Source organism: Streptomyces nigra (assembly GCF_003074055.1).
Lineage (GTDB): Bacteria > Actinomycetota > Actinomycetes > Streptomycetales > Streptomycetaceae > Streptomyces > Streptomyces nigra.
This window is the reverse complement of sequence record NZ_CP029043.1, coordinates 6,862,389-6,888,816: the sequence shown is the minus strand read 5'-3', so window position 1 is coordinate 6,888,816 and position 26,428 is coordinate 6,862,389. Positions and strand designations below refer to the sequence as shown.

Here is a 26,428-nt window from a genome sequence, read left to right as displayed (position 1 = left end):
ACATCCGTAATTTCTTTCTTCACGAAACCAACCAGGTCAGTCTATGGCCATCGCTCTGTCGGAAAGAAGATGTTCACCGACCTCTTGACGGCCTGATTCTTCCGCCACAAAAGTAAGTGCCCGAGGACGAGCCGCAGACGAGGGAGTCTCCCGATGACCATCGCCTCCAGCAGTCCCCCATCGCGTCTGCCCCTGGGCGACGCGAAGGGGGCAGGGACGGACCGGAGAACGGCACGGCGGGCGACGGCCCGCGAGGAACACGGGGACGGACGGCTCGCCGCCGTCTTCATCGCCCCGGCACTGCTGGGCTTCCTGGTCTTCCTGCTCTGGCCGACGCTGCGGGGCGTCTACCTGAGCTTCACCCGCTTCAACCTGCTGACGCCGGCGGAATGGGTGGGCCTGGACAACTACGTGCGGATGGTCCACGACCCCATCTTCTGGGACTCGATGGGAGTGACCGTCGAGTACGTGGTCATCAACATCGGCGTCCAGACGGTCTCCGCGCTCGCCGTCGCCGTCCTGCTGCAGCGGCTGACCCAGTCGGCGGTGCTGCGCGGGATCGTGCTCACCCCGTATCTGATGTCCAACGTCGTCGCGGGCATCGTCTGGCTCTGGATCCTCGACACCCAGCTCGGCATCGGCAACGAGATCGTCGCGGGCCTCGGCTTCGACCGCATCCCGTTCCTCGCCGACGAGACCTGGGCGATCCCCACGATCGCCCTCATCAACGTGTGGCGGCACGTCGGCTACACCGCGCTGCTGCTGTTCGCCGGACTCATGGCCATCCCGAACGACATGTACGAGGCGGCCAAGGTGGACGGCGCGAGCGAGTGGCGGATGTTCTGGCGGATCACGATGCCGCTGCTGCGCCCGGTCCTCGCGGTCGTCCTGATCATGACGGTGATCGGTTCCTTCCAGGTGTTCGACACCGTCGCGGTGACGACCGCGGGCGGACCCGCGAACGCCACCAACGTCCTGCAGTTCTACATCTACGGCGCCGCCTTCGGCCGCTTCCAGTTCGGGTACGCCTCGGCGATGTCCGTGGCCCTGCTGGTCGTGCTGAGCGCCATCACCGTCCTCCAGTACCGGCTCACCCGCGCCGGTCAGAGCGACCTCGGCTGAGGAAGGGAGACACCGACATGGCTGCCGTGGCAGACACCACGACCGTCCGGCGCGTACGGCGCCGGATCACTCCCGGCCGGGCCGTCGCCTGGGCCGTGATGGCCGCGATCGTGCTCCTGACGATGCTGCCGTTCTACTGGATCCTGCGCACCGCGCTGTCCTCGAACGACGCGCTCGCCGCCCACCCCGGCGACATCCTCCCGGTCGGCGCGACGACCGGCGGCTTCGAGCGGGCCCTCGGACTGCAGTCGGCCGAGGAGGCCATCGCCCAGGGCGGCTCGGGCGGCGGACTTGAATTCTGGCGCTATCTGGTCAACTCGGTGGTCGTCTCGACCCTGATCACCGTGTGCCAGATCTTCTTCTCCGCCATGGCCGCCTACGCCTTCGCGCGGCTGCGCTGGCGCGGCCGGGAGGCGGTGTTCGGGCTGTTCCTGGCCGGGCTGATGGTGCCGGCGATCTTCACGCTCCTGCCCAACTTCGTGCTCGTCAAGCAGCTCGGCCTGGTGGACAGCCTGCTGGGCGTGGCCCTGCCGACGATGTTCATGACGCCCTTCGCGGTGTTCTTCCTGCGTCAGTTCTTCATGAACGTGCCCCGGGAGGTGGAGGAGGCCGCCCTGCTGGACGGGGCGGGGAAGGTGCGGATCTTCTTCCGGCTGATGCTGCCGATGGCGTCCACTCCCCTGCTCACCCTGGGTCTGCTGACGTACATCACCGCCTGGAACGACTACTTCTGGCCGCTGATGGTGTCGTACAGCGACAGCTCGCGCGTGCTGACCGTGGCGCTGGCCATCTTCCGGGCGCAGACGCCGCAGACCGGCTACGACTGGTCCGGCCTGATGGCGGCCACGCTGATCGCCGCCCTCCCGATGCTCGTGCTGTTCGGCTGCTTCGCACGCCGCATCGTCGGTTCCATCAGCTTCACCGGCATCAAGTAAGGGGACGGGGATGCGACTTCACATACGGAGGGCCACGGCGCTGACCGGAGCGCTCCTCCTCTCCCTGGCCACCGGCTGCGGCCAGGACGGCGCGGCGGGGTCGGGCGGGAACACCGTGACGTACTGGCTCTGGGACGCCAACCAACTGCCCGCCTACCAGGCGTGCGCCAAGACCTTCGAGAGGCAGAACCCGGGCCTGAAGGTGAAGATCACCCAGATGGGCTGGGCCGACTACTGGACCAAGCTCACCGCGAGCTTCATCGCCGGCACCGAGCCGGACGTCTTCACCGACCACATCCAGAAGTTCGGCCAGTTCGCCGACCTGAAGGTCCTCGAACCGCTGGACGACCTCGGCCTCGACGACTCCGCCTACCAGCCGGGGCTCGCCGCCAACTGGCGCGGCCAGGACGGGCGTCGCTACGGCGCCCCCAAGGACTGGGACACCGTCGCCCTCTTCTACAACCGGAAGATGGTCAAGGAGGCCGGCCTCGGCACCGACCGGCTCAACAGCCTGGACTGGAACCCGGAGGACGGCGGCAGCTTCGAGAAGGCCATCGCCCGTCTGACCGTCGACCGCAACGGCGTGCGCGGCGACGAGAAGGGCTTCGACAAGCATCACGTGAAGGTGTACGGCATGGCGACCGGCGGTGCCGGCGACGCCGACGGGCAGACCACCTGGAGCCCGTTCGCCGCCTCCGCGGGCTGGCACTACACGGACAAGGCCCGCTGGGGCACCGAGTACCGGTACGGCGACAGGACGTTCCAGTCGGTGATCGACTGGTACTTCGGCCTGGCGGAGAAGGGCTATCTCGCGCCCTTCACCGACTACACCGACGGCGCCAACCCGGCCACCGCCCAGGTCGCCTCCGGCAAGGCGGCGACCGCGTTCGACGGCGCCTGGATGATCTCCAGCTACTACGGCGCCGAGGGCCTCGACGTCGGCACCGCGCCCACCCCGATCGGCCCGACCGGCAAGCGCGCCACCATGATGAACGGCCTCGCCGACTCCATCACGAAGAACGCCCGCAACAAGGAGGGCGCCAGGAAGTGGGTGCGGTACCTGGCCTCGAACGAGTGCCAGAAGACCGTCGGCCGCTACGGCATCGTCTTCCCCGCCACCCCGGACGGCACGGCCGAGGCGGTGGCCGCGTACCGGAAGAAGGGCATCGACGTGTCCGCGTTCACCGAACCGGTCACCGACAAGAAGGACTCCACGACCTTCTCCTTCCCGATCACCGACTACGCGGCGGACGTGTACGCGCTGGTCCGTCCCGCCATGCAGGACGTCTACGCCAACGACGCCCCGGTGACCGGTCTGACCAGGACCAACGACCAGATCAACCTCATCCTCGGCCAGTGAAAGGCACACACTCCATGACGTTCTCCCTCGGCATCGTCGGCGCCGGCCAGTTCTCCGGCCAGTTCGCCACGCTGTTCCAGGCCCACCCCGGTGTCAGCGACGTGTACGTCACCGACCTGCTGCCCGAGCGGGCCGAGCAGCTCGCCGCCGCACAGGGACTGGCCGGGACCTTCCCCTCGTACGAGGCGATGCGGGAGTCGAAGGCCGTGGACGCGGTCGCGATCTTCACGCAGCGCTGGACCCACGGCCCGCTGGTCCTCCAGGGCCTCGACGCCGGCAAGCACGTCTACTCCGCCGTGCCCATGGCGATCACCACGGAGGAGATCGCGGCGATCATCGACGCGGTCAAGGCGACCGGGCTGACGTACATGATGGGCGAGACCAGCCAGTACAACCCGGCGACCGTCCACGCCCGCAACCAGATCGCGGAGGGCGCCTTCGGGCGGCTCTTCTACGCCGAGGGCGACTACGTCCACGACATGGACCTCGGCTTCTACGAGGCCTACCAGTACAGCGGCGGCGAGAACTGGAAGGCGACCGCCTCCTATCCCCCGCTGCTGTACCCGACGCACTCGGTCGGCGGGGTGCTGGGCGCCTGGCAGACGCACGCGGTGAGCGTGTCGGCGGTCGGCGTCCTGGACGACCGGGGCGACGGCGTCTTCGACCGGTCGGTCAGCCAGTTCGACAACGACTTCTCGAACGCGACCGCGCTGTTCGAGGTCGCGGGCGGCGGTTCGTTCCGTACGAACGAGTTCCGGCGGGTCGGCTACCCGTCGCACATCAGGGAGTCCCGCTTCCGGTTCTTCGGGACCGAGGCGAGCATGGAGCAGCTGGCCACGGTCGCCCTGTGGCAGGACAAGAAGGGCGTCAAGGACATCAGCGAGCTGCTGGAGCCCAAGCAGACCCTGTCCCCCGACGACCCCTCGCTGCAGCACATCGCGCCGGAGCTGCGGGCCGCGTTCACGTCGGGTTCGGCGCCGGTGCACGACCGGGCCCGGCTGCCCCGGGAGTTCGACCACCTGCACAACGGGCACGAGGGCAGCCACCACTTCCTGGTCGACGACTTCGTGACCGCGGTGAACTCGCGCGGTCTGCCGTCGGTGAACGCGTGGGTGGCCGCCCGCTACACCCTGCCGGGCATCGTCGCGCACGAGTCGGCGCGGCAGGGCGGGGTCCGGCTGGACATCCCGGACTTCGGGGACGCGCCCGAGGCGTGAGCTTCGGGCGTCAGCGGTCCGCGAGCCGGGTGCCTGTCCTGACTCAGGTGCCCGGCTTGCGGCCGTACACGTAGACGTCGTCGCCGTTCTTCAGCAGCGACCAGTACTTCTTCGCGTCGGTCTTCGTCATGTTGACGCAGCCGTGCGAACCCGGCGGGTTCCACATGCTGACGCCGACCGAGTGGAAGGCCTGGCCGCCGTCGAAGAACTGGGAGTACGGCATCGGCACGTCGTAGATGCTCGACACATGGTCGATGTGCCGCCAGTAGATCTTCTTCAGGCCGGTGCGGGTCTCGTAGCCGTTGCGGCCGGTGCGGACCGGGACCGGCCCGTACACGAGCTTCTTGCCGTCCTGGATCCAGCTGAGCTGGAGCGTGAGGTTCACGCAGGCGATACGGCCCTTGTTGACGGGGCACTTGCCGTCCTTGTTCGGGTTCGTCCCGACGGCCTTCTGCTTGTTCATCAGGTTCATCACGCCCCAGGTGACCGGACCGGCGTAGCCGGCGTTGGGGGTGATGCCGTGCTTGGTCTGGAAGGCCTGGATGGCCTTGCAGTCGGTGGTGGACTGCTTGCCGTCGACCGGGCGGCCGAGGAACTTCTCCACCTGCTTCTGGTAGGGGCCGGCCGAGGTGGTGCAGCTCGGCGCGGCCTGCGCCGGAGCGGCGCCGAGCGCGAGCGAGAGCGGTGCGACCAGTCCGCCGGTGATGCCGAGTGCGACGGCGCGCCGTCTGCGTGTGTCCCCCATGGCCGGGCCCTTCCCTGACGTGTGTGTTTCGTGGACTACTGCTGCGTAGACACGTCTGGGGCGTGTTCGGTTGTGCCGTCGGCCGGGCTGTGACCGAACGGTGAGGTTACGGTCGGTGCCCGGGCCGTCTCACTCGTCGTCCCAGCCGCCCCGCGCCGCCCGGAACCCGGTGTTCACCGCGGTGAGACCGCCGTCCACGACGAGGGTGGTGCCGGTGATCCAGGCCGCGTCGCGGGACGCCAGGAAGGCGACGGCCGCGGCGATGTCCTCGGGCTCCCCGACCCGGCCCAGCGGGTACAGCGGGCGGATCGCCTCGAGGTCGGCGTCCCGCCCCTCCCAGGCGGAGGTGCGCACCGTGCCGGGCGTCACCAGGTTGACCCGCACCCCGCGGGCGGCCGCGTGACCGGCGAGGGTGCGGGTGAGCGAGCCCAGGCCGGCCTTGGCGGCGCTGTAGCCGTGGTTGCCGAAGTCCTGGAGGCCGTTGACGGAGCCGATGCTGACGATGGCGCCCCGCCCTGAGGCGGCCAGATGCGGCAGGGCGGCGCGGCAGCAGCGGTAGGTGCCGGTGAGGGTGATGTCGAGGTCGCGGTCCCAGGCGTCGTCGGGGCCGTCCTCGAACAGCGGGGTGTCGGGGGTGCAGGAGGCGGCGCAGTTCACGAGGACGTCGAGCGCGCCGAAGGCGGCCACCGCCGCGGCGACGGCCGCCTCCACCGCCGCGCGGTCGGCCACGTCGCAGGCCAGGGCCCGGGCGGTGTGGCCGAGGCCGCGCAGCCGGGCGGCGGTCTCCTCGACCTCCGGCCCGTCGCGGTCGGTCAGCAGGACGCGGGCGCCCTCCTCGGCGAGGCGGCGGGCGACGGCGGCGCCGATGCCGCGCGCGGCGCCGGTGATCAGGACTGCGTGGTCCGCGAAGCGCGTGGTGTCGGTCATGCTCGGAAACGGTAGTGCCGGAACGATCACACGGGCAGATGGCGTACGCGGATGTCCGCGTTCCTCCAGCAGCTCCCCGCCCTGCTGGGCGTCGTGTTCGGCGCGCTCGGCTCCTGTGCGGTCGTGGACCGGGGTGGCCGGGTGCGGTTCCGCCGGGAACAGGCGGCGCGCCGGGAGGAACGCCGGCTGACCGATGACGGAGTACGCGCAGTCGGCGCAGAAGACGGCCACCGTGCCGAACCGGGTCGCCGCGCGGCTCGGCACCGATCCGCATCCGGACCCGCTGAGCCTGGAGGAGGCCCGGCCGCGGCTTGCCGTGCGCCCGGACCCGTCCGGCGAAACGCTGAACCTACGAAAAGGCCGGGTGGCCCCCCGGAGCGCCGGCGCGAGCCACTGCAGCGGCAGCGGCGGGCCGCGAGGGCTGTTACGCGGCCCGCCGCGACGATCTGGGGCTGTTCGCCGGGGCACTCGGCGCCGGCCGCTCGCCGCGGCGGAGCCGGTGCCGGCACCGGTCAGCGGTAGCCGGTGGTGTCCGCCGGTTTTCCGGCGTCCTGGACCTCGGGCAGATAGCGCCAGGCGTCGGGGCGGCTGCCGTCGAGGTCGGTGAAGCCGTAGACACGGGCGAGCTGCCCGCTGGACAGGGACTGCCCGTTGAAGCGGGAGACGTCCGGGTCGGCGGCGAGGGCGGCGACGGCCCGGCCGACGTAGCGCGGGGTCTCGGAAATGGCGAAGTGCGGGACGCGGTCGAGGGCGTCGCGCCAGTTGTCCTCGCGGACCCCGAACACGTCCAGCATCATCTCCGAGCGCATCCAGCCGGGGGTGAGGGCGACGGCGGTGGCGCCGCGCCCGCCGACTTCATGGCCGAGGGCGAAGGCCATGCGCAGTACGGCCGTCTTGGCGAGGTCGTAGAAGAAGGAGTTGCGGTAGTTGTCGCGGTTGTACTCGGCGGTGCCGTCGGTCATCTCGACGACCAGGCCGCCGGGCCGGCGCAGCAGCAGGGGCAGCGCGTGATGGCTGGTGATGGCGTGGGTGTCGACGGCGAGGCGGAGCAGCCGCAGGCCGTCGTCGAGGTCGTGCTCCCAGAGGGGGCTGTCCCAGGCGAACAGCTTCTCGCCGCCCCAGATGTCGTTGACGAGGACGTCGAGCCGGCCCTGCTCCCTCTCGATGCGGTCGACGAGGGCGCGGACCTGGGCGGGGTCGAGGTGGTCGGCGGGGACGGCGATGCCGTGGCCGCCGGCCTCGGTGACCAGGTCGGCGGTGTCCTCGATGGTCTCGGGGCGGTCGTACTCGGAGCGCCGGGCGCGGGTGCTGCGTCCGGTGACGTAGACGGTGGCGCCCGCGGCGCCGAGTTCCACGGCGATGCCGCGTCCGGCTCCCCGGGTCGCCCCGGCGACCAGTGCGACCTTGCCTTCGAGCGGGTGTGACATGTCCGGCCTCCCATGGCCCCGATGTGCTGTGGGTTCGAGGGTGCCGGGGAAGCCGGACATCTTCTGTCGTGATTCATCGGGCGGTCGGGCGGCTCACCCTGTCGGACGGCCCATCCGGTCGGACGGCTCCCCCTGTCGGACGGCCCATCCGGTCGGACGGCCCATCCGGTCGGACGGCTCACCCTGTCGGACGGCTCATCCGGTCGGACGGCTCATCCGGTCGGGCGGCTCAGTGGCCCCGGTCGATCCACTCCTGCAGATGCGGTGCCTCGGCGCCGATGGTGGTCGGGTCGCCGTGGCCGGTGAGGACCTTGGTCTCCGGGGGCAGGGTGAGCAGCCGGTCGCGGATCGACTCGATGATCGTCGGGAAGTGGGAGTAGGACCGGCCGGTGGCACCCGGGCCGCCCTGGAAAAGGGTGTCGCCGGTGAAGACGACGCCGAGTCCGGGGTCGTACAGGCAGACCGCGCCCGGTGCGTGGCCCGGGGTGTGCAGGACGGTGAGGTCGGCGCCGGCCACCTCGATCACCTGACCGTCCTGGAGGTGGGCGTCGGGGTCGCGGTCGGGGTGGGTCAGCTTCCACAGCGGGGTGTCGTCGGCGTGCAGCCAGATGGTGGCGCCGGTGCGGTCGGCGAGGGCGGGCGCGGCGTCGATGTGGTCGTTGTGGGCGTGGGTGCAGACGATCCCGGCGAGGCGCCGGTCGCCGACGGCCTCGGCGATGGCGTCGGCGTCGTGCGCGGCGTCGATGACGAGCACCTCGTTGTCGTCGCCGACGAGCCAGACGTTGTTGTCGACGTCCCAGGTGCCGCCGTCGAGGGTGAACCGGCCGGAGGTGACGAGGCGTTCGATGCGGACGGTCATCAGAAGACCACCACCGAGCGCAGCACGTCCCCGTGGTGCATCCGCTCGAAGGCCTTCTCCACATCGGTGAGCTCGATGGTCTCGGTGACGAAGGCGCCGAGGTCGAGCCGGCCCTGGAGGTGCAGGTCGATCAGCATCGGGAAGTCGCGGGAGGGCAGACAGTCGCCGTACCACGAGGACTTGAGCGCGCCGCCGCGGCCGAACACGTCCAGCAGCGGCAGTTCGAGCTTCATCTCGGGCGTGGGGACGCCGACGAGGACGACGGTGCCGGCGAGGTCGCGGGCGTAGAAGGCCTGCTTGTAGGTCTCGGGGTGGCCGACGGCCTCGATGACGACGTCGGCGCCGAAGCCGCCGGTGAGTTCGCGGATCGCCTCGACGGGGTCGGTCTCACGGGAGTTGACGGTGTGGGTGGCGCCCATGTCGCGGGCCTTGGCCAGTTTGCGGTCGTCGATGTCGACGGCGATGATCTTCGCGGCTCCGGCGAGCCGGGACCCGGCGATCGCGGCATCCCCGACACCGCCGCACCCGATGACCGCGACGCTGTCGCCCCGGCCGACGTTCCCGGTGTTGATGGCGGCGCCGATGCCGGCCATCACGCCGCAGCCGAGGAGCCCGGCGACCTGCGGGCTGACGGCCGGGTCCACCTTGGTGCACTGCCCGGCCGCGACCAGCGTCTTCTCCGCGAAGGCGCCGATACCCAGGGCCGGGGAGAGCTCCTGGCCGGTGGCGGCGAGGGTCATCTTCTGCTTCGCGTTGTGCGTGTCGAAGCAGTACCAGGGGCGTCCGCGCAGACAGGCCCGGCACTGGCCGCACACCGCGCGCCAGTTGAGGATCACGAAGTCGCCGGGCGCGACGTCGGTGACGCCGTCGCCGACCGACTCGACGACGCCGGCGGCCTCGTGGCCGAGCAGGAAGGGGAAGTCGTCGCTGATGCCGCCCTGCTTGTAGTGGAGGTCGGTATGACAGACACCGCAGGCCTGGACCTGGACGACGGCCTCGCCCGGCCCGGGGTCGGGCACGACGATCGTCTCCACCCGCACCGGCTCGTCCTTGCCCGCCGCGATCACGCCGCGTACTTCCTGCGCCATGTGCTCCACCCTTCTCTGGCGGCTGTGCGTCCTGTGCCGACCCTAGTTGTGACTGATCGGTAACGGCACGGAGGCGGGCCCGTTCCCCGGTGTTCCGACTGCGGGTGTGGCCGAGGGTCGCCGGCGCCCGCAGGGCGAGACCGGTGTCGATGCGGACGCGGTCGCCGTCCGTGACGGGGGTCCGCTCGAACGCGACGCGGGCGGCGGCCGGGACGAGGTAGCGGGCGCCGGTGAGGCGGGCCGGCTCCAGGCCCCCGGACACATAGTCGTTGTGCACATGTGTCTCCACGACATGGGTGACGCGCGCACCGCGCCGCGCGGCGGCGGCGATCACCCGGTCGATGTCCCTCGGCGGATCGACGACGGCCGCGGCGTCCGCGCCACCCACCGGACAGCCGCGGTTGCCGAGTCCCCGCACCACACCTCGTACGTCCTGGAGGAGTCCGGTCGCGCGGTCGCCGTGCACCGGCGGCTCGCTGCTGATCGGCACCGTGGGCCGGCCCGACCTGGTCGAGCCCGCGCTCACCGCCCGGCCGGCGCGCGCCCGGTACGACTCCGCGCACCGGGGCGTGGACGTCGTGGACGTGCTCGGCGGTATGCGGGCCTCGGCCGAGGCGGGGCTGCCCGTCGTGGCGGAGGGCGCCGGCCGTGACCGGTAGGCGCCCGCGCGATCCCGTCACGCCCTGCGCCCCGGAACCGCTGTCGGTGAGCGCGCTCGTCCCGGGGCTGCTCGCGGGCGGTGTGACCGGACTCGCGCTCGGGGCGCTGGGCGGCGGCAGCATGCTCGCGGCGGCCGCGCCGATGTATCTGCTCGGGCCGGCCCCGGCACAGGCGGCCACCGCGAGCCTGGTCGTCGTGGCGGTCACCTCGGCGTCGGCCCTCGCGGCGCACGCCCGCCGGGGCACGCCCGCCGGCGGGCGGGCGCGCTGTTCGCGGTGGCGGGCCTGGTCCCCGCCGCGCTCGGCGGCGCCCTGTCCGGGGGACTGCCGGCCCACCTGCCGACCGGTGCCTTCGCGGTGATCGCCGCGGTCTCGGCACTGCGGATGCTCAAGCCGTCGGCGACGGTACGGCCCCCGGAGGTGCCGGTGCGGCGCGTGCGGGTCGTACGGGCCGGGGCCGGACTCGGCGCGGTGACCGGGGTGCTCGGGGTCGGCGGCGGTTTCCTCGCCGTACCGGCGCTGGCGGGTGTGGTGGGGCTGCGTATGCGGGCCGCCGTGGGCACCAGCCCGCTGGTCATCACCGTCAACGCGCTGGCCGCGCTGGGCGGCCGGGCGAGCTCCGCGGCGTCGGTCGCCTGACCGGCCGTGGGGCCGTTCGCCGCGGCGACGGTGCTCGGCGCCTGGGACGGCAGACGGCTGGCCGAGAAGGTCTCCGGCGGCACGCTCCAGCGGATCTTCGCGTGCGCGCTGCCGGCGGTGGCCGCCGTCATGCTGGCCGACGCCGTCCTGTGAGGGGCCGGCCGATGCGGCGATCTACGCCAGCGAGAGGAACAGCTTCTCCAGGCGGGCCTTCATCTGCTCCGTCGTCTCGCCGTTCGCGCGGCCCTTCTCCACGTCGGTCAGGCACTGTTGGAGGCCCGTCGCGATGATCGCGAAACCGGCCCGGTCGAGGGCGCGGGAGGCGGCGGCGAGCTGTGTGACGACGTCCTCGCAGTCCCGCCCCTCCTCGATCATCTTGATCACGCCGGAGATCTGTCCCTGCGCCCGGCGCAGCCGGTTCAGCACGGACTTGAGGTCGTCGCCCTCGAACTGAAGCTCCACGCTCACTCCTCCTTATACCCGTAGGGGTATATTACTCCCTTGCCCGAAAGGAACCCTCCCCCATGAACGCTCCCCTGACCCCCACCGCCCTCGGCATCGGCGAAGCCCGCGCCCGACTGCCGGAGCTCACCGTCGTCGATGTCCGCACGCCGGGCGAATACGCGGCGGGCCATCTGCCCGGCGCCCTGAACGTGCCCCTGGACCGGTTCCCCTCGGTCCTGCCGGCCCTGCGGCGGCTGCCCGCCGGGGAGCTGCTGGTGGTGTGCGCCTCGGGCGCCCGCTCGGAGAACGCCTGCCGGCTCCTCGCCGAGCAGGGGGTGACCGCGCTGACGCTGACCGGCGGCACCCAGGGCTGGGCCGCGGACGGGCACGCACTGCGTCGCCCCGAGTCGGGCGCGCGGGCCGGCTGGGCGATGGAACGTCAGGTCCGCTTCACGGCGGGCACGATCGTCCTGACCGGCCTCGCCCTGGGACTGCTGCAGCCCGCCTGGCTGTTGCTGTCCGCCGGTCTCGCGGGCGGCCTGGTCTTCTCGGCGCTCACCGACACCTGCGGCATGGCGGCCGTCCTCGCGCGGCGGCACCGCGCGACTGAGCCGTGGGCCCGCCGGGCCCGGAAAACCCCCTCGGGCGGGCCGGGCGGCCCGACGTAGCCTGAAGGCTCCGCCCGACCGCCGAGGAGCCCCGTGAGCATCGCCGAGACCGAGACCGCGCCGCCCACCTGGCGCCTGCTGCTGGGGTACGTCCGCCCGCACCGCTGGGCCCTGCTCACGGGCGCCGCGCTCTCCCTCCTCACCGGCGCCACCGGGCTGCTGCTGCCGCTGGTGGCACGGGACCTGATCGACGACCTGTCCCACGACCGGGCCATCGCCGGGGCGTTGCTGCTCATGTCCGCCCTGGTGGTGGCGAACGCGGCAGTGGGGGCGCTGGGTTCGTACGTGCTGCGCCGCACCGCCGAGTCGGTCGTGCTCGGCGCGCGGCGGGCCCTGTCGTCGTATCTGCTGCGGCTGCGCATCACCGCCGTCGACCGCACCGAGCCCGGCGATCTGATGGCGCGCATCACCTCGGACACGACCCTGCTGCGCGAGGTGACGACGGACTCCCTGGTGGGTCTGGGCACCGGCGGGCTCACGCTGGTGGCGACGCTCGTGCTGATGGGCGTGGTGGACCCCGTCCTGCTCGGGGTCACGCTCGCCGTGATCCTCGTCGCCGGCACGGTCCTCGGGGTCATCGTGCCGCGCATGAACCGGGCCAGCCGTCAGGCGCAGGACGCCGTGGGCGTGATGGGGGCCTCGCTCGAGCGCATCCTGGGCGCGCTGCGCACGGTCAAGGCGTCCGGTGCCGAGCACCGCGAGGAGCGGACGCTGCACACGGCCGCCGAGGAGTCCTGGCGGCAGAGCGTGCGGGCCGCCAAGTGGTCGGCCGCGGCGGGCAACACGGCCGGGCTCGCCCTGCAGATCGCGTTCATCACGGTGCTCGCGGTGGGCGGCGCCCGGGTGGCGACCGGCGCGATCGACGTGGGCACCCTGGTGGCGTTCCTGCTGTACGTCTTCTATCTGATGGCGCCGATCCAGCAGGTCGTCGGTGCGATCACGCAGTACCAGACGGGGTCGGCGGCGCTCGCGCGGATCCAGGAGGCGCTCAGCCTGCCCGCCGAACCGGCGGCCACCCCCGCCCCGTTGCCCTCCCCCGGCGCCCGTCCGGCCGCACTGGCCTTCGACGATGTGCGCTTCCGGTACGGCGACGACGCCCCCTACGTCCACCACGGGGTGACGTTCGCCGTGCCCGCGCAGGGCATGACCGCGTTCGTCGGCCCGTCCGGCGCGGGCAAGACGACGGTGTTCTCCCTCATCGAGCGGTTCTACGACCCGGAGTCCGGGACGATCACACTCGACGGCCGGGACCTGGCGGACTGGGAGCTGCCGGTGCTGCGCTCCGCGATCGGCTACGTCGAACAGGACGCGCCCGTCCTGTCGGGCTCCTTGCGCGACAATCTGCTGCTGGGCAACCCGGACGCGGACGACGCCGACCTGGCGGGGGTGCTGAAGACGACCCGGCTGGACGGCCTGGTGGCGCGGCTGCCGGGCGGTCTGGAGACGCTGGTCGGGCATCGCGGCACCAGGCTGTCGGGCGGTGAGCGGCAGCGGGTGGCCATCGCGCGCGCCCTGCTGCGCCGCCCCCGGCTGCTGCTCCTGGACGAGGCGACCTCGCAGCTGGACGCGGTCAACGAGGCCGCGCTGCGCGACACCGTCGCGGACGTCGCCCGGACGACGACGGTCCTGGTGGTGGCGCACCGTCTGTCGACGGTGACGATGGCGGACCGGATCGTGGTGATGGACGCGGGCCGGGTCCGGGCGGTCGGCACGCATCGTGACCTGGTGACGGCGGACCCGCTGTACGCGGAGCTGGCGGCGACGCAGTTCCTGGCGACGGCGGGCTGACCACGTATGAAGGGCCGCCCCGCGGGGACGGCCCTTCGTACGAGAACTTGGCCTACAGCGCGGGCAGCATCCTGGTGACCGGCGTGTCGACCGGGCGGAACTCCTGGGGCCGATTGGCCCGGCTCAGGTCCTTGAGCTGGTCGAGCCGGGTCAGCTGCTCGGACGGGCGGGGCATCCGGCCCTGGCGGTCCGCGGGGACGCCGCTCGCCGCGAGGGAGTCGAGCGTGGTCACCGCGTTCGGCAGGCCGGCGTCCGGGCCGGGCATCGGGGCCGCGTCCGCCAGGGGCGCGGCGAGACCGGTGAGACCGGCGGCCAGGCCGACGGCGGCTGCGATACGTCGTGTCGACTTCATGCCCGGCGCAACGCGGGCGGGCCTCACCCGGACACGGCCCGCCCGCGCCGCTCACCCGTCAGGCGGAGCGCGCGCGGCCGGGGTTGCCCCGTCCCGCCGGGCGGAGGACGCTCGAAGCAGAGGCCCTGGCGGCCGCGGCCCCCTTCGTCGTGCCGCGGGTCTCGTAGGAGGTCACCATGGGCACCAGCACCACCCCCTCGTTCGACACGGACACCCTGCGCCGGGCCGTGGAGGGGAACACCCCGGACACCCTTCTGTCGCTGTACACCGACGACGCCGAGATCCGGGTGGTCAACCGCAACGCGCAGCCCAGCAGCCCGAAGGTGCTGCACGGCCGCGACGAGATCGCCGACATGCTCACCGACGTCTACAACCGGGACATGACGCACAAGCTGGAGGGCTGCGTGGTCCAGGGCGACAACGCCGCCTACAGCGAGTCGTGCGAGTACGCGGACGGCGTACGCGTGATGTCCGAGTCGATGATCACACTGCGGGACGGCAAGATCTCGCGGCAGATCATCATCGAGGCGTGGGACGAGTAGCCGCTCCGCTGCATCGGGGCCCGGGACGCCCGTCCCGGGCCCCGCCCGGTCAGTCGGCCCGCAGGCCCGTGACTAGGTCCCGCGGCAGACCGTACGTGTCGTGCAGACGGCGGTAGTCGTCGTCGCTCAGCGGGCCGGAGAACTCCGGCCGGCCCAGCACACGGCGGCCCCGCCGCACCAGGTCACGGAACCGGCGCTCCTCCTCGTCCAGCACCCCGCGCACCTCGTCCGGCCCGGTGGGCAGCCGGAAGTGGTGCAGGGTGTGCCGCAGCGGCTCCTCCGGCAGGTCGGAGAGGGTGCGTGAGGGGTCGTCGCGCCACAGGGTGGTGAGGACCCGGCGGACGAGGCGGCGCAGGACGTAGCCGTGCGAGCCGGCCGACGGGCGGACGCCGTCGCCGATGACGACGGTGGCGGACCGCAGATGGTCGATGACGAGCCGGGTCCCTCGCTCGTCCAGGCTCCACAGGGGCGGCAGGTGCCGGGTCCAGGGTTCGAACAGGTCGGTCCCGTACACCGAGTCGCGGTCCTGGAGGAGCATCACCAGCCGTTCAAGCCCCATGCCGGTGTCCACGTTGCGCTGCCGCAGCGGATGGAGGGTGCCGTCCTCGGCGCGGTGGTGGCGCATCCCGACGTGGTTCCAGACCTCGACCCAGCGGGGGTCGGTGGTGGGGGTGCCCTGCGGCGGGGTGCCGGGGCCGCCGGTCCACACGAAGATCTCGGAGTCGGGGCCGCACAGTCCGGCCGGTCCGTGGGACCACCAGTTGTCGTCCCGGACCATCTCGACGGGCAGCCCCGACTCCCGCCAGGTGTCGAGGGATTCATGGTCGGGGCCGACCTCGTCGTTGCCGCCGAAGACGGTGACGTGCATCCGCTCCGGCGGGATGCCGAAGCCGTCGCGCAGCAGCTCGCAGCCCCAGCGCAGGCTCTGCGGAAGGCCGTAGTCGCCGAGCGACCAGGAGCCCAGCATCTGGAACACGGTGAGGTGGGTTCGGTCGCCCACCTCGTCGAGGTCGGTGGTGCGCAAGCAGCGCTGGACGCCGCTGAGGCGCCGCCCGAGCGGATGCGGCCGGCCCTCCAGATGCGGGATGAGGGGGTGCATGCCCGAGGTGGTGAACAGGACGGGGTCGCCGGGCGACGGAAGGAGGCTGCCGCCGTCGATCCGGAGGTGGCCGCGCTCCTGGAAGAAGTCGGTGAAGGTGCGCATGATCTGGTCGGTGTCCATCACGGAGGGTCCTTCGGGTCGTGGAGACCGGAAAGAGCCGCGAGGCGCGGTGCGACCGGGCAAGGGCAGCACACACCGGCGGCCGTTTCCGGCCGCCGGGGAGAGTGGGATCAGGCGCGGGCAGCCGGGGAGCCGGTCGCTCGCGCGGCTGCGGTGTGTCGGTGCCCGTTGCCCTTCATGGGCCCGACGTTAACAGTGTGCGATCCGCTGGTCACCGTATTTTCCGGAGGCGGGCGAACCGGGCGATTCCGGTCCGCGGGTGTGCGTGAGCCCGACCGGGCCGGATACCCGGGGGGCATGACGCGACGACTCACATCGAGGCACACGGAGCCCGGGGAACAGGCCGCTGAGCGGCCGGACCCGGGCGAGGGCGGGCGGGGACAGGGGCCGGAGACCGGGGCGGAGACCACACAGGAGCGGTTCGGCCCGGATCCCCAGGTGGAGGGGCGCGCCCCGGACTCGCCCACCGACATGCCCAGGCGGTCGTGGTTCGCGGCGCTCAAGGGCACCCTGCGGGAGTTCAAGGACGACGAGCTGACCGACCGCGCGGCGGCCCTGACCTACTACGGCGTGCTGTCGCTGTTTCCGGCCCTGCTGGTGCTGGTGTCCCTGCTCGGGCTGGTCGGCAAGTCGGCCACCGACAAGGTGATGGAGAACATCGAGAAGATGGCCCCCGGCTCGGCCCGGGACATCCTCACCGGCGCCGTCGAGCAGTTGCAGGGCAACGGCGGCCTCGGTTCGATCATGGCCGTGGTCGGCATCCTGCTGGCCGTGTGGTCGGCGTCCGGCTATGTCGCCGCCTTCATCCGCACGGCGAACGCCGTCTACGACATGCCGGAGGGCCGCCCGATCTGGAAGGTGCTGCCGGTCCGGCTCGGGGTGACGGTGGCGCTGATGGTGCTGGCCGTGATCAGCGCGCTGATCGTCGTCTTCACCGGGTCGCTGGCCAAGGAGGTCGGCAGCACGCTGGGCATCGGGGACACCGCGCTGACGGTCTGGGCGATCGCCAAGTGGCCGGTCCTGGCGATCCTGGTCACCACCATGATCGCCCTGCTCTACTGGGCGTCCCCGAACGCCAAGGTGCGCGGCTTCCGGTGGATCACGCCGGGCAGCGCCCTCGCCCTGGTGATCTGGCTGATCGCCTCGGGCGGCTTCGCCGTGTACGTCGCCAACTTCGCGTCGTACAACAAGACCTACGGCACCATGGCCGGCGTGATCGTCTTCCTGGTGTGGCTGTGGATCGGGAACCTGGCGATCCTGCTCGGCCTGGAGTTCGACGCCGAGGCGGTGCGGCAGCGCGCGATCGCCGGCGGGCATCCCCCGGAGGAGGAGCCGTACGCGACGCCGCGCGACACCACCGCGTGGGACGAGCAGGACAAACGCCGGCTGCGCAGCCCCTGATCCGCAGAGATCAGCGCATCCAGGCGCTGTACGCCATGACGTCCCCCGGCCTGACCCCGTATCGCGGGTCGGCCCGGGTGAACGTCGTCTCCAGGCCGAGGACCGCGCCGGTGCGCGGGTCCATGATCAGCAGATGGGCGAGGCCGCGTTCCTCGTAGGCGTAGGCGAGCCCCTGCCGGCCGAGCCGGTCGGTCACCCGGCCCGCCGGGCGCAGGCCGTCGGTGCCGGCGAGGAGTTCGGCCAGGGCGGCGGACTCGCGGGCGCCCAGGGTCCAGTTGTCGAGCAGCAGCTCCACGGCGTAGAGGAGCGCCCCGGTGCGGAGCCCGTCGGGTTCAACGGCGGCCTCCTGGAGCCAGGCCCGCAGCCGGGTCGCGTCACGCGGCGGCGGGGACTGGGGCGGGGCGTCGCTCCAGCTGCGCGGATAGGTGCGGCGGCTGACGACATGCCCGTCCTCGCCGAGCCGGGGCCCGCCCTCGTCGTCGCGCAGGACGGGGCGGCCCGGGTGGGTCGGGTCGGTCGCCACCACGAGCTCGGTGTGGCTGCCGTCGGGTTTCCAGCGCACGATCCGCTCCTCGGGGAGGGTGATCGGCGGCTTGTCCTCGCTCATGGCGAGGCTCCACGACTGCACATGGGTGCCCTTGCGCAGGGCCTGCCCTCCGACGGCCGCGTCCGCGCGGGCCCGCCGCGCCAGCTCGTCGAGGGACACCGGGGTGGTGTCGGCCCGTACGACGAGGGGGCGGGGGGCGGCCACGGCGGGCGAGGTCGCGGTGCCGCCGACGACGAGACTGAGGGTGACGGCCGCGGCGACGGCGGCCAGCACCGCCCAGGCCGGCCGGGAGCGGACGACGGGGCGCAGCCCCGGCCACCGGAGACGGCGGCGGGCGGGCGGCTCGCGCCGCAGATCGGCGAGGAGGCGTTCGGCCCGCTGGTCCAGAGGGCCGTCGCCGAGGCGCGGATGGTCGGCCGGTACCGGGTCGGCGGCGCGCAGGAGGTCGAGTTCGTCAGCCATGGTGCTGCTCCTTCGTGGCTGTCGTACCGGTCGTGAGGGTGGGGCGGAGCCGGTCGATCTCGGCCTTCAGCCGGTGCCGGGCCCGGTGCAGCCGCATCGACGCGGCGCGCCGGCCGCAGCCGAGGACCACGGCGATCTCCTCGACGCCCAGCTCCTCCCAGGCCGCGAGGCGCAGCACCTCCTGGTCGGACGGGGACAGCCGGGCCAGCGCGTCGTGCACCCAGGCGCCGGGCGGCTCGGCGTCGGGGCCCGCCGCGATGTGCCGGCCGTGCGCCGCGTCGTCGTTGCCGAGGCGGTCGACCAGCCGGCGCCGGCGCCCGTAGCCGCGTACCGCGTTGGCGAGGCAGTTGCGTGCCACGCCGTACAGCCAGGGCAGTGGGGCGTCCGGGAGGTCGTCCCGGCGCCGCCAGGCGACGGTGAACACCTCCGCCACCACTTCCTCCACCTCGCTCGTCCGGCCGTCCAGTCGCCGCGCGACATAGCGGCTGACCGCCCAGTAGTGCTCGCGATAGGCAGCGGCGAAGATCTCGTCGTTGCTCATGCTCCGTTCGTGTCCGGCACCCGCCGGATCGTCACACCCTCCCCCGGTGATTCTCGTCGCCCCGGCCGAGTGTGACGCTCGGGCCCCCCGCGGACACAGGCGGGGTGTGAAAAGGATCAGAGACATCAGGGGCGTCCGGGCCGTGCGGTGGCTGACGACGACCGACCACAAGACGATCGGCACGCTGTACCTGGTCACGTCGTTCGTGTTCTTCGTGATCGGTGGCGTGATGGCGCTGGTCATGCGCGCCGAGCTGGCCCGGCCCGGTCTGCAGATCATGTCGAACGAGCAGTTCAACCAGGCGTTCACGATGCACGGCACGATCATGCTGCTGATGTTCGCGACGCCGCTGTTCGCGGGCTTCGCGAACTGGATCATGCCGCTGCAGATCGGCGCGCCCGACGTGGCGTTCCCGCGGCTGAACATGTTCGCCTACTGGCTGTACCTGTTCGGCTCGCTCATCGCGGTCGGCGGGTTCCTCACCCCCGACGGCGCGGCCGACTTCGGCTGGTTCGCCTACAGCCCGCTGTCGGACGCGGTCCGCTCGCCGGGCATCGGCGCCGACATGTGGATCATGGGTCTGGCCTTCTCCGGCTTCGGCACGATCCTCGGCTCGGTCAACTTCATCACCACGATCATCTGCATGCGCGCGCCGGGCATGACCATGTTCCGCATGCCGATCTTCGTGTGGAACGTGCTGCTGACCGCGGTCCTGGTCCTGCTCGCCTTCCCCGTGCTGGCGGCGGCGCTCTTCGCGCTGGAGGCGGACCGCAAGTTCGGCGCCCACATCTTCGACTCGGCCAACGGCGGAGCGCTGCTGTGGCAGCACCTCTTCTGGTTCTTCGGACACCCGGAGGTGTACATCATCGCGCTGCCGTTCTTCGGCATCATCAGTGAGGTCATCCCGGTCTTCTCCCGCAAGCCGATGTTCGGCTACATGGGCCTGATCGCGGCGACCATCGCCATCGCCGGTCTGTCCGTGACCGTGTGGGCGCACCACATGTACGTCACCGGCGGAGTGCTCCTGCCGTTCTTCTCCTTCATGACGTTCCTCATCGCCGTACCCACCGGCGTGAAGTTCTTCAACTGGATCGGCACCATGTGGAACGGCTCGCTGAGTTTCGAGACGCCCATGCTGTGGTCCTTCGGGTTCCTGCTGACGTTCGTGTTCGGCGGTCTGACGGGCGTCATGCTGGCCTCTCCCCCGCTGGACTTCCCGACCTCGGACACCTACTTCGTGGTGGCCCACTTCCACTACGTCATCTTCGGCACGGTGGTCTTCGCGATGTTCGCCGGCTTCCACTTCTGGTGGCCGAAGTTCACCGGCAAGATGCTCGACGAGCGCCTCGGAAAGGTCACCTTCTGGACGCTGTTCATCGGCTTCCACGGCACCTTCCTGGTCCAGCACTGGCTGGGGGTGAACGGTATGCAGCGGCGCATCCCGGACTATCTGGCGGTGGAGGGCCTGACGGCACTCAACACGCTGTCGACCGTCTTCTCGTTCGTGCTCGGCCTGTCGTTCCTGCCGTTCTTCTACAACGTCTGGAAGACGGCCAAGTACGGCAAGCCGGTCGGCGTCGACGACCCCTGGGGGTACGGCCGTTCGCTGGAGTGGGCCACCTCCTGCCCGCCGCCGCGGCACAACTTCGTCGTCCTGCCCCGGATCCGCTCCGAGTCCCCGGCGTTCGACCTGCACCATCCGGCGCCCGTGCCCGAGCGGGAGGTGGCCGCGCTGTGAGCGTCACGGACCGGTTCCTGAACGACATCGAGGGGCATCTGCTGCTCGCCGCGACCCGCGCGGAGGGCCGTACGGCCGCCGAGCGGTTCTGCGAGCCGCTGCACTGGCTGACGCTCGCCCAACGCGAGGAGGTGGAGCGGCGGTTCGAGGAGGAGTATCTGACGCTGGCCCGCGCCTCCTGGCAGCGCACGGCGGACCGGGCGGGCGAGCTCCGCGAGGAGTACCGGACGGCGTACCGCGCGCTGCGGCGCCGGCTGGTCATGGCGTGGCTGGCGGCCTGCGCCCTCGAGACCGGTGCCCTGGCCGTGTGTCTTGCCCAGCGTCTCTTCACCCCCTGACGCCCGCCGGGGGGTCGCGCGTCCTACCACGTGTCCGGTGTGCCGGGGAGGAGAGCCGCGAACACACCCCTCTTCCGCCCGTGCCGTGTCTCATGGGGCAGGGCGCCCCGGACGCCGCCGGGGCGCCCACCTGGATTGACACGGCTCGTCGCGGATCCCAGGCTGGACCTGGGGCGACGCGGAAGGGATCAGGGCGTGCTCAGTGAACGCAGTGAACTTCCGCGGTTGCTGACAGCGGTCGAGAAGGCGGCTCCGGTGGACGCGGCCGAGGTGATCGCCGAAGACCTTCGGCGGCGTTTCGACGCCACGAGAGTCTCGTTCCTCATCGTCGATCTGACCGGGAACGCGGTGGCACGGCTGTCCACCGCCGGAGCGATCGACAGCGGGCGGGAGAGGGAGCGGATCCCCTTGCTCGGCAGCCTGTACGAGCGGGTGATCCGCACCCAGAGGCCGTACCAGGAAGCGGCCGGCCCGGGGCACCGGGTCGTCGTACCGGTCACGAACCGGGGCGACGCCATCGGACTCCTGGAGCTGCTCCTGCCGGTGCCGCCCGACGAGGAGGTCCTGGCCGAGGTCGCGGAGACCGCGCACGTCCTCGCCTACGTCGTGATCGCCAACGGGCGTTTCACCGATCTCTACACCTGGGGCAAACGCTCCCGGCCCCCCACCCTGGCGGCGGAGATCCAGTACCAACTGCTGCCCGCGTCGCTGTCGTGCGAGGCCGCGCAGTTCTCCTTGTGCGGGCACCTGGAACCCTCCGAGGACCTCAGCGGCGACACCTTCGACTACGCCGTCGAGCGCGACACCTTGCACCTGTCGGTGACCGACCCGATGGGTCACGACCTCAACGCCGCCCTGGCCGCCACGGTCCTGGTGGGAGCCCTGCGCGGGGCCCGCCGCGCCGGAGCAGGACTGGTCGAGCAGGCCGACCGGGCGGACCAGGCCCTGCGGGAGCACGCCCGGGGTCATGCCACGGGGCAGCTGATGCGCATCGACCTCCACACCGGGCGGGCGCAGCTCGTGAACGCCGGTCACCCCTGGCCCCTGCGCCTGCGGGAGGGCTCGGCGAAGATGATCCCCTGCGAGGTCGATCATCCGTTCGGACTGTCCGTGCCCGTGTCCCACCCCTACCGCGCCCAGGAGGTCGATCTGCGTCCGGGCGACCGGCTGCTCATGCTGACCGACGGCATGCTGGAGCACCAGGGCGCACAGGTCGATCTGCCGGCTCTGCTGGAGGGGACGCGCGACCTGCATCCGCGGGAGGCCGCGCTGACGCTGACGCGTGCGGTCGCGCAGGCCGCCGGAAGCCGGCTCGAGGACGACGCCACCGTGATGTGCCTGGACTGGCACGGCCCGCAGGAGACCCAGCGGCACGTCAGTTCCGGCGCGGACACCCACCAGGCCTCGGCCGCCCGCCCGCACCTGTAGTTCCGGGACGCGTGCGCCCGCCGCTGTTCGGCGGGGCGGACTGTTCATGACGTACGTGGCGCTGCGCCGCAAGGTCGTGTTCCGGGTGGAGGGGACCGGTGTGCTCCTCGGCGGTCCGGCACCGGTGGGGGCGTCCCCCGTCCGGGTGCGCAGCGGGTGCCCGCCCGTCCCGGCGGTGGTCAGGTGGGTCCAGACCACGGGGCCGGACGGTGGCGGCCCCGCACCGGACGTCAGAGGAGACCAGATGCCAGGGGCCATATCCGGCCGGCGCGGCCGTGCGGCGTGGTGTGCCGCGCTGCTGTTGCCGTACGTCCTGCTCACCACCGGCGCGGCCGCACCCCAGCCGGTCCGGGGCGGGGACACCGCCGCGCCGACGCTGGACTGGCGGCCGTGCGAGGAACCGGAGCAGCGCGGTTTCGAGTGCGCGACGCTGAGGGTTCCGCTCGACCACGACCGTCCGGACGGCGAGACCATCGACCTCGCCGTGATCCGGCACGCGGCCACCAGTCCGTCCGAGCGGATCGGTTCGCTGTTCATGAACCCCGGCGGGCCCGGCGGGCCCGGCACGGACGCGCTCCCCTCCTTGTACGACCGGTTCTTCCCCGCCGAGTTGCGCAAGCGCTTCGACATCGTCAGCTGGGACCCGCGCGGCGTGGGCCGCAGCACCGCGGTGCGCTGTTTCGCGAGCGCCGAGGAGGCGACGGCGTTCTGGGCGCGGCAGCCCGCGGGGTTCCCGGTGGGCGAGAAGGAGCGGCGGGCCTGGTTCGCCGGCCGGGCCGAGCTGGCCGACAACTGCAGGCAGCGGGCCTCGAAACTGCTGCCCCACGTGTCCACCCCCGACACCGCCCGCGATCTCGACCGGCTGCGGCAGGCCGTCGGGGACGACCGGCTCCGGTACTGGGGCCTCTCGTACGGCACGTTCCTCGGCTCCGTGTACGCCAACCTGTTCCCCGACAAGGTGGGCCGCGTGATCCTGGACGGGAACGTCGATCCCCGTAACTACGTGGGCGGCGCGATGGACGGCGAACCGCGGCTGACCACGTCGCTGCGCATGGGATCGGATCTCGGTTCCGCCGACACCTTCGAGCAGTTCCTCACGCTGTGCGGTCAGGCGCCGACGACCGGCTGCGCGTTCTCCGCGGGCAGCCCGGAGGCGACCCGTGAGAAGTACACCGCCCTGATGGAACGGCTGCGTGGCCGGCCGGTCGGGACCTGGACCTACGCCAGGGCCGTGTCGGAGCTGCGGCAGCACCTCTACTTCGTGGAACCGGGGTGGGCGGCCGCCGCCGACATGCTGCAGGCACTGTGGCAGGGACGCGCACCGCAGGAGTCCCCGCCGCCTCCGCCCGGGAAGTACCCCGGGACCGAGCAGGAGGCGGCCGTGGTCTGCTCCGAGAGCCCCAACCCGCGCGAACTCGGCCGCTATCCGGAACTCGAGACGTTCGCCGCGGCGCGCGCGGGGGACCTCGGCCGGCGCTGGGTGTGGGACTACCAGTGGTGCGCGCGGTGGCCCGCCACCGCGGCCGACCGCTACACCGGTCCCTTCGACAGGCGGACCGCGCACCCGGTCCTGGTCGTCAACCCCGTCTACGACCCGGCCACGTCGTACCAGGCGGCCGAGGCCATGACGAGCCAGCTGGGCGACGCCCGGCTGCTGACCCTCCAGGGCTACGGGCACACGGCCCTGCTCAACCCCAGCACCTGTGTGAACGACCACGCCGTGCGCTACTTCACGACGGGCGCCCTGCCGCCCGTCGGGGCCACCTGCCGTCAGGACGAGCCGCCCTTCGGCGTCAGGCCGAAGGGAGGCATCGCGGCGGGCGGCGGCGCACTCGCCGAGGCCCGCGACGGCCGCTGAGGCAGAGGGCGCGGCGGCTCACGGCCCCAGGGGCGGTGGGCCGGCCGGCTGGAGGATGCCGAGCAGGAGGCGGACCAGTTCGTCGACGACCTCGTCGAGGGTCGCCTCCACCCAGCCCGCGCTCCAGTCGTGCAGGAGTCCGTTGACGCTGCCGATGAACGCCGTCACGGCGAGGCGGTAGTCGCGGGGCGCCGCCTCGCCCCGGGCCACGGCGGACGCCACCTCGGCGCACACCAGGTCCACCCAGCGGGCGCGGCGGGCCAGGCGCTGCTCCTCCAGTCGGGGGCTGACGCCGATGATCTCGACGAAGGTGATGCGGATACGGCGGGGGTCGGCGGTGACGTTGGCCGCGTAGGCGCGGAAGATCGCCGTGGCGCGTTCGGCGAGCGGCAGCGGCCCGGCGTCGGCCGCCGCGGCCAGGACGGCCTCCTCCGCCCAGCCGTTGACCTGGAGGTGCAGCGCGGCCAGCACGTCTTCCAACGTGCGGAACTCCTCGTAGAACTGACGGGTCGACAGCCCTGCCGCCATGCTGAGCGCGGCGACGGTCGTGCCCCGGTACCCGGGGGTGTCGCCGAACAGCTGGAGTGCCGCGTCGAGGAAACGGCGCCGGCGCTCGGCCTGACGTTCCGCGGCCGACCTGCCGCCGTAGCGGCCGGTGGGCGCCTTGAGCCTGCCCGCCACGCTGTCCTCCCGCCGCCGCGCCGATCCCGGGCCCAATTTTGTCGTGTACGCAGTCTTGTGGAGAAGGGCACCCCCTCCTTACTTTTCAGTAAGTTGATTCTGAAAGCAAAGGTGTTCAGATTCACGACAGTTCCGGCACGCCCCACTCATGACGCCCCACCTCAGAGGAAGAGAGCAGTCATGCCTGCCATCAGATCCAGGCACCTGTGCTCCGTGGCCGCCGCCCTCGCCCTGACGGTCGCCGCTCCCGCGTCCGCCGCCTCAGCCGCCGAACCGTCCGCCGCCGCCCTGCGGGAGGTGCTGTTCGTCGGCAACAACTGGGACGGCACCGCCGAAGTCATCAAGTCCTCCGGCGACTTCGCCAAGATCGGCCGCATCGATGTCATCCCCGACAAGGACGCGCGGATGGCGGAGATCAACGCCAACCCGATCAAGTGGATCTACTTCATGGCGATCCGCAACAGTGTCGGCGAGGGCCACGACCAGTTCGTGGACGACATGTACTCCACCCCGGACGGGAGGTCCGTCGTCGTCTCCCGCCCCAGCTTCGCCGACGTGGTCTCCCTCGACCTCGCCACCGGCGCCGTCAACTGGCGCTTCCCCGTGTCCGGTTACCGGGCCGACCACATGGCCGTCTCCCCCGACGGCAAGCGGGTCGCCGTCTCCGCGTCCACCTCCAACACCGTGCACGTACTGGACATCGAGACGGGCCGGGAGCTCGGCAAGTTCGCCACCGGCGACAAACCGCACGAGAACATCTTCACCAAGGACGGCAAGTACATCTACAACATGGCGATCGGCGACGTGAACACCCAGACCGACGCGCCCTGGCTGGACTGGACGAAGGGCGACCGGCGCCTCACCGTCGTCGACGCCACCACGTACAAGCAGGTCAAGGTCCTCGACATGCGGCCCAAACTGGACGACCTGGGCCTGCGGGACCACTCCGACGCGGTGCGGCCCGCCGTGTTCTCGCCGGACGAGTCGAAGCTGTACTTCCAGGTGTCGTTCTTCAACGGCTTCTTCGAGTACGACCTCGCCACGGACCGGATCACCCGGACGAAGACCCTGCCGAAGAACCCGGCGACCAGCGACGACCGCACCACGTTCGTCAACGACTCCCGCCACCACGGCATCTCGATGAGCCCGGACGGCACCAAGCTGTGCGTGGCGGGCACGATGGACGACTACGCCACCGTCGTCGACCGCGCCACGCTCACCGAGGGCCCCCTCGTCACCGCGTCCAAGCCGTACTGGGCCACGGTCAGCGGCGACGGGAAGTCCTGCGTGGTCTCCGAGAGCGGCACCGACCAGGTCACCGCCATCGACTTCGCCACCGGCAGGAAGCAGGTCTCCGTGCCCGTCGGGGACCACCCGCAGCGGGTCCGGCTGGGCCACGTCCAGTCCGACTGGACCAGCCCCTCGGGCCGCTGATCGGCC

General features: G+C 71.8%; 24 protein-coding genes and 3 pseudogenes. 15 read left to right on the top strand and 12 right to left on the bottom strand.

Features of this window, described 5'->3' with window-relative positions:
- Window positions 1-153: 153 nt before the first annotated feature.
- From DC008_RS31705 to DC008_RS31690, 4 genes are read left to right on the top strand one after another with little or no spacing between them, the layout of a single operon-like run.
- On the top strand, window positions 154-1,122 hold the full coding sequence (locus DC008_RS31705; RefSeq protein WP_108709930.1) for a carbohydrate ABC transporter permease: 969 nt from the start codon (window positions 154-156) through the stop codon (window positions 1,120-1,122).
- A gap of 17 nt (window positions 1,123-1,139) precedes the next feature.
- Window positions 1,140-2,057: a carbohydrate ABC transporter permease gene (locus tag DC008_RS31700; RefSeq protein WP_108709929.1), complete on the top strand. Its 918-nt coding sequence runs from the start codon at window positions 1,140-1,142 to the stop codon at window positions 2,055-2,057.
- Window positions 2,058-2,067: 10 nt separating this feature from the next.
- Window positions 2,068-3,417 (top strand): ABC transporter substrate-binding protein, encoded by a 1,350-nt coding sequence (locus DC008_RS31695; protein ID WP_108709928.1) that lies wholly within the window; start codon window positions 2,068-2,070, stop codon window positions 3,415-3,417.
- Between the two features lie 14 nt (window positions 3,418-3,431).
- A complete protein-coding gene (locus DC008_RS31690) occupies window positions 3,432-4,634 on the top strand; it encodes a Gfo/Idh/MocA family protein (protein ID WP_108709927.1) in 1,203 nt (400 codons plus the stop codon).
- A 43-nt stretch (window positions 4,635-4,677) separates the two neighbouring features.
- On the opposite strand, the gene DC008_RS31685 is transcribed toward DC008_RS31690, so the two are convergent.
- The 6 genes and pseudogenes from DC008_RS31685 to DC008_RS36115 form a co-directional block, all read right to left on the bottom strand.
- Window positions 4,678-5,379: a L,D-transpeptidase family protein gene (locus tag DC008_RS31685; RefSeq protein WP_108709926.1), complete on the bottom strand. Its 702-nt coding sequence runs from the start codon at window positions 5,377-5,379 to the stop codon at window positions 4,678-4,680.
- Between the two features lie 129 nt (window positions 5,380-5,508).
- Window positions 5,509-6,306, bottom strand: a complete 798-nt coding sequence (locus DC008_RS31680) for an SDR family NAD(P)-dependent oxidoreductase (RefSeq protein ID WP_108709925.1) — start codon at window positions 6,304-6,306, stop codon at window positions 5,509-5,511.
- 512 nt (window positions 6,307-6,818) lie between these two features.
- The gene (locus DC008_RS31670; RefSeq protein WP_108709924.1) at window positions 6,819-7,733 is read right to left on the bottom strand and encodes an SDR family oxidoreductase; all 915 of its coding nucleotides are present in this window, start codon (window positions 7,731-7,733) and stop codon (window positions 6,819-6,821) included.
- Window positions 7,734-7,962: 229 nt separating this feature from the next.
- A complete protein-coding gene (locus DC008_RS31665; protein WP_108709923.1) occupies window positions 7,963-8,592 on the bottom strand; it encodes an MBL fold metallo-hydrolase in 630 nt (209 codons plus the stop codon).
- The gene (locus tag DC008_RS31660) at window positions 8,592-9,680 is read right to left on the bottom strand and encodes an S-(hydroxymethyl)mycothiol dehydrogenase (protein WP_108709922.1); all 1,089 of its coding nucleotides are present in this window, start codon (window positions 9,678-9,680) and stop codon (window positions 8,592-8,594) included. The genes DC008_RS31665 and DC008_RS31660 overlap by 1 nt, the downstream gene beginning before the upstream one ends.
- A 103-nt stretch (window positions 9,681-9,783) precedes the next feature.
- Window positions 9,784-10,101, bottom strand: a pseudogene (locus tag DC008_RS36115) (MBL fold metallo-hydrolase); the annotation flags it as partial.
- On the opposite strand from DC008_RS36115, the pseudogene DC008_RS31650 reads away from it, so the two are divergent.
- Together DC008_RS31650 and DC008_RS31645 are read left to right on the top strand one after the other, a co-directional pair.
- A pseudogene (locus tag DC008_RS31650) lies at window positions 10,090-10,246 on the top strand (MBL fold metallo-hydrolase); the annotation flags it as partial. The pseudogenes DC008_RS36115 and DC008_RS31650 sit on opposite strands and share 12 nt — an antisense overlap.
- 139 nt (window positions 10,247-10,385) lie before the next feature.
- Window positions 10,386-11,131 (top strand): annotated as a pseudogene (locus tag DC008_RS31645) (TSUP family transporter).
- A 21-nt stretch (window positions 11,132-11,152) separates the two neighbouring features.
- On the opposite strand, the gene DC008_RS31640 reads toward DC008_RS31645, so the two are convergent.
- Window positions 11,153-11,440 (bottom strand): metal-sensitive transcriptional regulator, encoded by a 288-nt coding sequence (locus DC008_RS31640; RefSeq protein ID WP_055624445.1) that lies wholly within the window; start codon window positions 11,438-11,440, stop codon window positions 11,153-11,155.
- A gap of 62 nt (window positions 11,441-11,502) precedes the next feature.
- On the opposite strand from DC008_RS31640, the gene DC008_RS31635 reads away from it, so the two are divergent.
- Together DC008_RS31635 and DC008_RS31630 are read left to right on the top strand one after the other, a co-directional pair.
- Window positions 11,503-12,090: a rhodanese-like domain-containing protein gene (locus DC008_RS31635; RefSeq protein ID WP_108709921.1), complete on the top strand. Its 588-nt coding sequence runs from the start codon at window positions 11,503-11,505 to the stop codon at window positions 12,088-12,090.
- Between the two features lie 33 nt (window positions 12,091-12,123).
- On the top strand, window positions 12,124-13,878 hold the full coding sequence (locus DC008_RS31630) for an ABC transporter ATP-binding protein (protein ID WP_108709920.1): 1,755 nt from the start codon (window positions 12,124-12,126) through the stop codon (window positions 13,876-13,878).
- Window positions 13,879-13,930: 52 nt separating this feature from the next.
- Here DC008_RS31630 and DC008_RS31625 read toward each other — a convergent pair whose 3' ends face one another.
- Complete coding sequence (locus DC008_RS31625) at window positions 13,931-14,230, bottom strand: hypothetical protein (RefSeq protein WP_108709919.1); 300 nt, start codon at window positions 14,228-14,230, stop codon at window positions 13,931-13,933.
- Window positions 14,231-14,406: 176 nt separating this feature from the next.
- On the opposite strand from DC008_RS31625, the gene DC008_RS31620 reads away from it, so the two are divergent.
- Window positions 14,407-14,772: a nuclear transport factor 2 family protein gene (locus tag DC008_RS31620; protein WP_108709918.1), complete on the top strand. Its 366-nt coding sequence runs from the start codon at window positions 14,407-14,409 to the stop codon at window positions 14,770-14,772.
- A 49-nt stretch (window positions 14,773-14,821) separates the two neighbouring features.
- Here DC008_RS31620 and DC008_RS31615 read toward each other — a convergent pair whose 3' ends face one another.
- On the bottom strand, window positions 14,822-15,994 hold the full coding sequence (locus DC008_RS31615; protein WP_108709917.1) for an alanine--tRNA ligase-related protein: 1,173 nt from the start codon (window positions 15,992-15,994) through the stop codon (window positions 14,822-14,824).
- Between the two features lie 297 nt (window positions 15,995-16,291).
- Here DC008_RS31615 and DC008_RS31610 point away from each other — a divergent pair, with 297 nt between their 5' ends.
- Window positions 16,292-17,395 carry a YihY/virulence factor BrkB family protein gene (locus tag DC008_RS31610; protein WP_108709916.1) on the top strand — a complete coding sequence of 368 codons (1,104 nt, stop codon included), beginning with the start codon at window positions 16,292-16,294 and terminating at the stop codon, window positions 17,393-17,395.
- A 10-nt stretch (window positions 17,396-17,405) separates the two neighbouring features.
- Here DC008_RS31610 and DC008_RS31605 read toward each other — a convergent pair whose 3' ends face one another.
- Both DC008_RS31605 and DC008_RS31600 read right to left on the bottom strand, forming a co-directional pair.
- On the bottom strand, window positions 17,406-18,404 hold the full coding sequence (locus tag DC008_RS31605; protein WP_108709915.1) for a CU044_5270 family protein: 999 nt from the start codon (window positions 18,402-18,404) through the stop codon (window positions 17,406-17,408).
- On the bottom strand, window positions 18,397-18,945 hold the full coding sequence (locus DC008_RS31600; protein ID WP_108709914.1) for an RNA polymerase sigma factor: 549 nt from the start codon (window positions 18,943-18,945) through the stop codon (window positions 18,397-18,399). The genes DC008_RS31605 and DC008_RS31600 overlap by 8 nt, the downstream gene beginning before the upstream one ends.
- Window positions 18,946-19,051: 106 nt before the next feature.
- On the opposite strand from DC008_RS31600, the gene ctaD reads away from it, so the two are divergent.
- The 4 genes from ctaD (at window position 19,052) to DC008_RS31580 (ending at window position 24,307) form a co-directional block, all read left to right on the top strand.
- Window positions 19,052-20,683, top strand: a complete 1,632-nt coding sequence (gene ctaD / locus DC008_RS31595; protein WP_108709913.1) for an aa3-type cytochrome oxidase subunit I — start codon at window positions 19,052-19,054, stop codon at window positions 20,681-20,683.
- A complete protein-coding gene (locus DC008_RS31590) occupies window positions 20,680-21,021 on the top strand; it encodes a hypothetical protein (RefSeq protein WP_108709912.1) in 342 nt (113 codons plus the stop codon). Before ctaD ends, DC008_RS31590 begins: the two co-directional genes overlap by 4 nt.
- A 195-nt stretch (window positions 21,022-21,216) precedes the next feature.
- Window positions 21,217-22,449, top strand: coding sequence for a PP2C family protein-serine/threonine phosphatase (locus DC008_RS31585; protein WP_108709911.1), 1,233 nt, complete (start codon window positions 21,217-21,219; stop codon window positions 22,447-22,449).
- Between the two features lie 244 nt (window positions 22,450-22,693).
- Window positions 22,694-24,307, top strand: coding sequence for an alpha/beta hydrolase (locus DC008_RS31580; RefSeq protein ID WP_108710957.1), 1,614 nt, complete (start codon window positions 22,694-22,696; stop codon window positions 24,305-24,307).
- 18 nt (window positions 24,308-24,325) lie between these two features.
- On the opposite strand, the gene DC008_RS31575 is transcribed toward DC008_RS31580, so the two are convergent.
- Window positions 24,326-24,988, bottom strand: a complete 663-nt coding sequence (locus DC008_RS31575) for a TetR/AcrR family transcriptional regulator (RefSeq protein WP_108709910.1) — start codon at window positions 24,986-24,988, stop codon at window positions 24,326-24,328.
- 180 nt (window positions 24,989-25,168) lie between these two features.
- Here DC008_RS31575 and DC008_RS31570 point away from each other — a divergent pair, with 180 nt between their 5' ends.
- On the top strand, window positions 25,169-26,422 hold the full coding sequence (locus DC008_RS31570; RefSeq protein WP_108709909.1) for a YncE family protein: 1,254 nt from the start codon (window positions 25,169-25,171) through the stop codon (window positions 26,420-26,422).
- Window positions 26,423-26,428 lie beyond the last annotated feature (6 nt).